Raw genomic sequence first — 8,125 nt, 5'->3', positions numbered from 1 at the left:
GCGCCACCTACGACCGCGTCGAGATCTTTCATACGCGCGATATCGAACCGCAGATCACCTGGGGTACGAATCCCGGACAGGTCGCGCCGATCGGCGCGAGCATTCCGGATCCCTCAAAACTGCAAGACGATAACGAGCGCAAAGCGGCCGCCAGCGCCATCGACTACATGGGCCTCAAGCCCGGCACGCCGCTCAAGGAACTGCAACTCGACCGCGTGTTCCTCGGCTCCTGCACGAACGGCCGCATCGAAGACCTCCGCGCCGCGGCCAACGTCGTGAAGGGCTATCGCGTCTCCGCTCACGTTCACGCCATGGTCGTCCCCGGCAGCGGCCAGGTGAAAGAACAAGCCGAGCAAGAAGGCCTCGATCGCGTCTTCAAAGAAGCCGGCTTCGAATGGCGCGAGGCTGGCTGCAGCATGTGCCTCGGCATGAACCCGGACATCCTCACGCCGGGTCAACGCTGCGCCTCGACCAGCAACCGCAACTTCGAAGGCCGCCAAGGCAAAGGCGGCCGCACGCACTTAGTATCGCCAGCGATGGCGGCCGCGGCAGCGATCAAGGGGCATTTTGTGGATGTTAGGGAGTGGGAGTATAAATAGAATAGCCACACCCCGATCAATGGAATGGGCGTGAAGGAGGTCGCGCTTGCCTAAAATCTACCGAAGCATGTTGGTCGACGACGGAATGCCGAAAACCGGTGCGTCGGGAAAGATGCTTGGCGTGCGCGTTCCTCCTTTGCCAGGCAAAGCAAGACCAGACGTTACACCTGATGAGCATGAAGTTGTCCAACCCAAGACCGGCGGAATGTCGGTTCAACGGAATTGGCGTGATTTGCCGACGCACCTGATCCCTAAGCGATTGAACTCTGTTGTAACTGACGCCGCTGGACGAAATGACTTGCACTGTTGGGTTCTTGGAGTGGGCGCGTTCATAGACGGGGCAATTTCAGATTCCCTGACTATGCGAGTCGATAACCAAACCGAAGGGCACGGTCTCGTGGAGCCGATCCAGCCTATGCGCATCGACCGTTTTCAAGATGAGTTGGCGGCGACCCGGCCACACTGGCGAATCGACGAGGAATAGGCTGTGACAAGCGGACGATTTCGAGCAAATCCCAACTACGTCATGTACGTCGATCTATTGCATCGGCTCCATGCCTTGATTCAAGCAGGCAAGGGCGACGACGGAGAAGCGGACGAGGTACGCGACGAGATGGACGCGCCATGGAATGGAATGGATAGTGAAGAGATTTTACGAGTTCGTGGGATTTCTAGCGACCTGTACACACTCGGTCCGGATTCACCGATCAGGCACTCCGAACGCGAACGATATATCACCGACGCAATGTCCGCGAGACTCGCGCCGTTGGTGCTCTCACGCTCATGGAACCGCGTACTTGACGAACTGCGTGAATTCTCTGGCGAGATCTCCTGGGATTTAGCCGCACAATACCGAGCCGAGGCCTACGCGAAACTCGGAGAGGGAGACGTCGCCAAGAAGTTCCTCGCTGAAGCCTGGCGATTGAATCCTCAATTGCCGGACCTCCAGTTTGTCGACGCCGGCATTCGCGGCATCTTGCTCTAACTATCGACCACTCAACAAGAACGATCCATGAACCCTTTCACCAACCACCACGGCCTTGTCCTCACCATGGACAGGCCGAATGTTGATACCGATCAAATCATTCCCAAGCAGTTCCTCAAGCGGATTGAGCGGACTGGTTTTGGCAAATTCTTGTTCTTCGATTGGCGGTTCCGCGAGGACGGGTCCGATATTCCGGAGTTCGAGCTGAATCTGCCGCAGTTCAAGGGGGCCAGCGTGCTCGTCGCGCGGCGCAACTTCGGCTGCGGATCGAGCCGCGAGCATGCCCCCTGGGCGCTCGAAGACCACGGCTTCCGGGTGCTGATCGCCCCGAGCTTTGCCGACATCTTCTACAACAACTGCTTCAAGAACGGCATGCTGCCGATTCGACTGAGCGAAGCCCAGGTGCAGGACTTGTTCGACCGCGTCGCCAAGCACCCTGGCTACCAGTTGAATGTTGACCTGCACACCTGCACGATCACTGACGACCACGGACTGACAATCCCCTTCGAAGTCGACTCCTTCCGCCGCGATTGCCTGCTCGGCGGCCTGGACGACATCGGCCTGACGTTGCGCCACGCCGATAAAATCGCCGAGTATGAACGGGCGCACGGAATTGGAGCATGAACACGCGAGGAAACCACCATGGGACTCGACATGTACGAGGTGATGCTGGTCATTGATGAAGCGTTCCAGCTCCATCTCACTGACGCCGAAATGTCTCGGTGTGATACGGTCGGCGACATCTACCAATTGTTGCTCTCGAAAACTGGCAATGACGTGCCGCCGGCCGTATGCCTGTCGCGCGTCGCGTTTTTCCGATTGCGCGGGCCGCTTCAACGCGTCTCGGGACTTGATCGCAAGAGCATTCGCCCGCGCACTCAATTGGCGGACATTTTTCCGCGCGAGCAACTGCACTCATCCTGGCGGCGACTTGCCGACGGCATCGGCGTCCATCTGCCCGCGTTGCAAAAGGACGGCCGACTAGACGAGTTGGCTGGACTGGCGGCGTTCGCAGTGTTGATTTGCTTGCTGCTCGGCTTCACTGCGACTCTGTTTTCGCTGCCCCTCGGCATGGTGATCCTTGCCTTGATGCCGGCATGTGCGCTGTTGTCGTTCGGTTGTATTCTCCGACAATATTTCGTCGTCGCCGACAGACTGCCGTTGGGCATTGCAACCGTGGGCGATCTGGCGCACGCGATTAAATGGCAATACTACGCCGGCACGGACCAAGACGAGCAGCCGCGTTCCGTCGCGGCCCAAGAAATCTGGAACAAGTTGATCGCCGTGCTATGTGACGAATTGGGCCTCAAACCGAACCAATTGACGCTCGACGCGAATATCGTTGACCTCGTGGAAGGATGACCGTCTAGCGAGATCACTCCGTTGCGACAATTGTCAACTTGCAGTTCCTAAGTATGCCGCAGCGCCTCAATAGGATTCATCTTCGCCGCGCGCATCGCCGGGTAGAGCCCGAAGACCACGCCGACCACGACGGAAATGCAGAACGCTAGCGGGATCGACATCGGGACGATCCGTGGTGACATGGTGCGGATCACCTCGGGTACGTCCGCCATCATTTCCGGGACGACCGCTTCCAGGGCATTGCGGCCAAGTTCGATGATCGGGCCGCAAATCAGCCCGCCGGCGATGCCGGTCAGGCCGCCGAGCACGGAAAGGACGATCGTTTCCGCCAGGAATTGGCGTGTGATATCGGCTCGCCGCGCGCCGAGCGCGCGGCGGATGCCGATCTCGCGCGTGCGTTCCGTGACCGTCGCCAGCATGATGTTCATGATGCCGATGCCGCCGACGATCAAAGAAATGGCGGCGATCATGCCCAGGAACAAAATGAACATCATCCGCGTATTCTTGGCCTGCTCCAATAACTCCAACGGCACCGTGATGCTGTAATCTTCCAGCTTGTGCTTCTCGCGGAGCGTGTTCTTCACGATCTCCGAGGTGTCCATCACATTGTCGACGTGGTTCACGCGCAACGTCACCTGGCTCAACTCGACGATCTCGCCGTTGAACGACCCAGTGCCGAAGGTCAGCACGCGGTCGCCGATGCGAAACCACAGCGTGGTGATTGGGATATACACGTCCTTCGAAAAATCCTGCGCGGCGAACGATCCGCCCACGCCCGCGGACGCCGCTCGAGGCTTGAGCACGCCAATTACAACGTAGGGATCGCGCTCCACCTTAATGGAACGGCCCAGCGGATCTTCGTAGGGAAACAACCGCTCGGCGGTCGCGGCGGCCAGCACGCAGTAGTTCTTGCGCGCGGCGATATCGGAAGAGGAAATGAATCGCCCTCGGTCGATCACCAACTGCGTCACCTCGGCGTATTCCGGCGTGCAGCCGACGAGCCGCCCGTCGAGAAACCTCTCACCGTAGCGAAACTGCCGCGTGATCTCGCGAATTGGCAGCGCGCGGGTCACCGTGGGGATCGTCTCCACCATGGTTTCGTAGTCGAGCCGCGTGACGCCGTACGGCACGAGGCCGCGCGCCCCTTCGGTGGCTTCGCTCGGCGGCTTGATCGAGCGGATGATGATGTTTTCCGCTCCGAGCCCGGCGATTTGCTCTTGGGCTTTAATGCTGATCCCTTCGCCAATGGCCAGCAACCAAATCACGCTGGCGACGCCGATGAATATGCCCAGCACCGTCAACATGGAACGCAGTGGATGCAAGAGCAAGCTCTTGATGCCGAGGATCCAAGTGGTGGCGAAACCAGACAGCATGGCAACCCAATTGCCGGTGATGTGACGTCGACAGTCTCCTTTCGCTCCGCGAAAGGCTCCGTGCGCGCCTCAAAAATCAACGTCTATCCGGCCAATGCCCGCGCCGCCACGCGGATGCGCTTGCTGTCATCCAGCAATTCGTCGGATTGCAGGTATCCGTCCCGCAGCCGAATGATGCGCTTGGCGTGGCGCGAAACGTCGTCTTCGTGCGTGACGATGATGATCGTCTTGCCAGCGTCGTTTAACCGTTCCAGCAGCGACAGAATTTCGGCCGTCGTCACCGAATCGAGGTTTCCGGTCGGCTCGTCGGCCAGCATGAAGAACGGGTCGTTCGCCAGGCTGCGAGCAATGGCGGCGCGTTGTTGCTGACCGCCGGAGAGCTGCATCGGGCGGTGGAGCAAGCGATCGCCCAGTCCGACCAACACTGCCAACTCCCGGCAACGCGCCCGATCGGCGACCGTCACACGGCCGCGATAGTGCAACGGCACTTCGATGTTTTCCAGCACCGTCAACTGCGGAATCAAGTTATAGGACTGGAAGACGAAGCCGATATGATTCGCCCGGGCTTCGGAAAGTTGATCGTCGTCCATCGTGGCGACGTCGTCGTCCCCCAACCAATAGCTGCCGCCGGTGGGGCGATCCAAGCAACCCAGCAAATTGAGCAACGTCGATTTGCCCGACCCGGACGGACCCATGATCGCCACGTAGTCTCCTTCGGGCACGTCCAGCGTCACGCCGCGCAGGGCATGCACTACTTCACCGCTGAGGACATAGTCTTTCTGCAGATTCTCGATCCGCGCCGCCAGTTTCATTCCCCGCCTCCGCCGCCGAGCGTTTCGCCCGTCTTGCCAATTGCATCGCTCGTCGTTTCACTTTCCGGCTTCTTGGCGATGCGATCCTCCGCGGAACGCAATTGCGTCCGGCGGGCCGTCGTGGTCGTCCCCGTCGCGGCCGGCAATTCAACCTCCGTCAAGAATAACCGGGGGTTCATCAAGACGTGTTCTCCTTCAGCCAGGCCGTCTGCGATGACCAGCACTTTGTCGTTCGTGGATCCGAGTAGAATCTCCCGCGCTTCAAGCCGATCGAGCCCCTTCATCAGGCAATAGTGCCTTCCGCCTTGTTCCACGACCGCTTGCACCGGGATCTGCAAGGCGTCGGGGAGCTCCTCGACCAGGATGCTCACGTCGGCGTTCATGCCGGGGCGCATGCCTGGGGGCGGTTCCAGAATCTTGACGAACGCCGCGTATTCCTTGGCGTTCGAACCGCGCCAGCCGCTCGATTCCGGGTAGTCGTTCATCTTGGTGACAACGCCATGCAACTCGCGATCCGGGAAGGCCTCGACGCGAATCGTGGCCTCCATGCCGACCTTCACGCGGTTCACGCTGGCTTCGTTGACCTTGGCTTTGACCTGCATCTGCACCGGGTCAGGCAGCTTAAAGATGATCTGCCGCTCGCGCACCAATGCGCCAGCCTGGATGATCGTGGGATTGTCGTCCCAATCGTCGTTGTCGTTGTTGTAGACGACCTGGCCCTCGGCGGGGGCGAGGATCGTGCATTTCGCGATCTGGGCCTCGATCTCTTCCAACTTCTGCTTGTCGAGGGCGTACGTGCTCTCGTCCGTCCGCATTTTCGCCGCCGTCGTCTTGATGTCGGCGGCAAGTTGATTCTCGGTTTTGACTTTGGTGTATTGGCGCAGCACGTTGAGCTTCGTTTGCGCGGTTTCCAGGTCGTTCTTGGCCTTGTCGACGGCGAACTTGTCGGCCTCCAACTGCAACGCTGTGTAGAAGTTCTTGGCAGCCAGCTCTTCGCTGTATTTCACATAGCCTTCGGCGCGGCGCAGGTTTTCCTCGGCGACGAAGATTTCGCCGAGAATTGTCTGCTCGGCTTGCACGAAAGTGCCGTGGATGTATTCCTGCAGGGCAATCTTCGACGTCTCGTGCAGATTCGTCGACTGAATCAACAACGCGTCGCTCGTGTTGCAGAGAATTTGCTGCGCGATCCGCTCTTTCTCCAATGCTGAGGAATCGAGCGTCGCGAGCTTATCGCCCTTGCGGACCTGCGTCCCTTCCGGGATCACGTCCAGAATCGCCACGCCCGTATTGCTGCCGGCCGACGACTTCACTTCGCAGTAGACGTCGATGTTGCTCGCGCTCTCGATTTCGCCGCGCTGTGAGATGCGGTGTAGGAATAGATCGCGCGTGACCGGCTGGACGATCACCCGATCTAACAACCTCGCCTGCTTCGGGCGTTGCTGAGCGTACCAGTAATAGCCGCCGCCACCGGCAGTGCAAATCGCCAAGGCGATCAGCAGCCAGGCGCCGATTTTTCCTTGGCGTGCAGTTCGTCGCGCACTAGATGATTTCATGGCAATCACCAATCGTTTCGCCACGCGGCGCTGGAGGTAGGTGGGATGAACGGAACGCTGTAGGTACTTAGACGAGCTTCCCAGGGTTGTGAATCTGGGCAACTTGTCGCCGGCGCGAAACCTCAGCGGCTGGATCGGGGACCCAACCACTAAACCACGCGACTCGGGCCAGAGTTTCGGCCGCCGCGGGGATCGCGACGACAAGCTACTCCGCTGCCCCTCCAAAGAAGGGCCGACCGGATCGACTGGTTTCAAAATTGGGCGCTTTGGGGCAGGTACCGACGGCCGTAGCTTACCCGGCATTCTAGAAGATCGGCAATCCCATGTCACCCTTTTTATGGGAGCCACGCTTTTCACGGAGCGGGGCTCTCTCCTTCAAGCCCAGGGAAGGCCACCCAAGACGTTGCTGATGTCAACGTCTCCGAGCGCCTTCCCTGGGCTTAGCGGCAATAGACACATTCAATGTACCATCCGCGGCGCCCCTTCTGGCCGTCCTACCTCTTCTTGAGGGGGTTGCATCAGCTTCGGGCGATCGCCGGTCTTCCCGTCGCTCTCACCGGGAATGCGATCACCGAGAATTGGCCCCGGGTCGATCCAGAGCCCGCGGTCGTCCAGCTCCATCGTGCCCAACTGGAAGTCGAGCCCGATCCGCAGTGTCTCGTAGTTGACCCAGACGCTGAGAAAATCGTTCTGAACGTTCAGCAGGTCCGAAAGCGAATTCACCAGGTTCAACGCCGTTGTGGCCCCGAACTCCGGGGCGACCCCCGGCCGCGGCGGCTCGTTCAACCGGAGCCGGGCCAGATCAACCTGGCTGATCGCGATCTGCACGGCGGCGCGGCGTAATTCGAAGTTCACCTGGTTGAGCTCCGCGCTCCGCAAAGTCGCTCGCAAGCCTTGGTGAATCTGGTCCTGCGTTTCCATAAAGCTACGCCGGGCCTGCTGGTACTCGATCAGCGCCTGGCGGTATTGATTGCGTTCCGCCAGGCGCGTGATCGGCGCGTCGAACTCGAAGCCGACGCGAATCCGGCCGTTCGTATCGCGAAAGCGGAGCGGATTGTCCCCCGTGGTGCCCAAATCGCCTTGCAGCACCAAATCCAGGTCGGCCTCCAAGGCGTTGGCGTTGAACTCGATTAACCGCCACGTATCGACCAACTGCGCGCGGGCGTTCTTCAAATCCCGGCGATTTTCCTGGGCGATCTCAAAAGCCCGCTGCGAGGCCAACTCAATATCGACCAGCGTGACGCTGTCGAGCTTGGCTCTGGCCTGAATCAGCGACAACTCCAGAATGCGTCCGGAAAGCTCCGCGTAGGCCGCGATTAACAGTTCGCGCACCCGCGTCGGTTCCACGTCGGTCGCATCGAGTTCGCCGATGGCGTCGATCCGTCCCCACAGCGCTTCGAGCCTGGCGGACAACTCGGCGACATCTTCGTGCAATTGCACG

At 59.9% G+C, this 8,125-nt stretch carries 9 protein-coding genes; 5 read left to right on the top strand and 4 right to left on the bottom strand.

The genetic code is table 11. The features are described 5' to 3' along the window. From SGJ19_26570 to SGJ19_26550, 5 genes are all read left to right on the top strand, one after another. On the top strand, positions 1-599 hold a 599-nt coding region (locus SGJ19_26570), incomplete at its 5' end, for an aconitase family protein (protein ID MDZ4783828.1). A 46-nt stretch (positions 600-645) separates the two neighbouring features. Continuing rightward, positions 646-1,083, top strand: coding sequence for a hypothetical protein (locus tag SGJ19_26565; GenBank protein ID MDZ4783827.1), 438 nt, complete (start codon positions 646-648; stop codon positions 1,081-1,083). 3 nt (positions 1,084-1,086) lie between these two features. Then, entirely contained in the window at positions 1,087-1,584 is a 498-nt protein-coding gene (locus SGJ19_26560) for a hypothetical protein (GenBank protein MDZ4783826.1), read from the top strand. A gap of 27 nt (positions 1,585-1,611) precedes the next feature. Beyond that, positions 1,612-2,208 (top strand): 3-isopropylmalate dehydratase small subunit, encoded by a 597-nt coding sequence (gene leuD / locus SGJ19_26555; GenBank protein MDZ4783825.1) that lies wholly within the window; start codon positions 1,612-1,614, stop codon positions 2,206-2,208. Positions 2,209-2,226: 18 nt separating this feature from the next. Next, a complete protein-coding gene (locus SGJ19_26550) occupies positions 2,227-2,946 on the top strand; it encodes a hypothetical protein (protein ID MDZ4783824.1) in 720 nt (239 codons plus the stop codon). A gap of 47 nt (positions 2,947-2,993) precedes the next feature. On the opposite strand, the gene SGJ19_26545 is transcribed toward SGJ19_26550, so the two are convergent. The 4 genes from SGJ19_26545 to SGJ19_26530 all read right to left on the bottom strand — a co-directional run. Then, positions 2,994-4,319: an ABC transporter permease gene (locus tag SGJ19_26545; protein ID MDZ4783823.1), complete on the bottom strand. Its 1,326-nt coding sequence runs from the start codon at positions 4,317-4,319 to the stop codon at positions 2,994-2,996. Positions 4,320-4,402: 83 nt separating this feature from the next. Next, the gene (locus SGJ19_26540) at positions 4,403-5,131 is read right to left on the bottom strand and encodes an ABC transporter ATP-binding protein (protein ID MDZ4783822.1); all 729 of its coding nucleotides are present in this window, start codon (positions 5,129-5,131) and stop codon (positions 4,403-4,405) included. Continuing rightward, positions 5,128-6,684, bottom strand: coding sequence for an HlyD family efflux transporter periplasmic adaptor subunit (locus SGJ19_26535; protein ID MDZ4783821.1), 1,557 nt, complete (start codon positions 6,682-6,684; stop codon positions 5,128-5,130). Before SGJ19_26535 ends, SGJ19_26540 begins: the two co-directional genes overlap by 4 nt. 459 nt (positions 6,685-7,143) lie before the next feature. After that, positions 7,144-8,125, bottom strand: a 982-nt coding sequence (locus SGJ19_26530; GenBank protein MDZ4783820.1) for a TolC family protein, incomplete at its 5' end; no start/stop codon positions are given.

This window comes from Planctomycetia bacterium (assembly GCA_034440135.1).
Taxonomy (GTDB): domain Bacteria; phylum Planctomycetota; class Planctomycetia; order Pirellulales; family JALHLM01; genus JALHLM01.
Note: the sequence above shows the minus strand (reverse complement) of the source record. Positions and strands in the feature narration are given on the sequence as shown.

What these genes read in the sequence shown, in the direction of transcription:
- leuD (MDZ4783825.1), top strand. Translation starts at nt 1,612, where the DNA reads ATGAACCCTTTCACCAACCACCACGGCCTTGTCCTCACCATGGACAGG.
- SGJ19_26550 (MDZ4783824.1), top strand. Translation starts at nt 2,227, where the DNA reads ATGGGACTCGACATGTACGAGGTGATGCTGGTCATTGATGAAGCGTTC.
- SGJ19_26535 (MDZ4783821.1), bottom strand. Translation starts at nt 6,684, where the DNA reads ATGAAATCATCTAGTGCGCGACGAACTGCACGCCAAGGAAAAATCGGC.
- SGJ19_26540 (MDZ4783822.1), bottom strand. Translation starts at nt 5,131, where the DNA reads ATGAAACTGGCGGCGCGGATCGAGAATCTGCAGAAAGACTATGTCCTC.
- SGJ19_26545 (MDZ4783823.1), bottom strand. Translation starts at nt 4,319, where the DNA reads ATGCTGTCTGGTTTCGCCACCACTTGGATCCTCGGCATCAAGAGCTTG.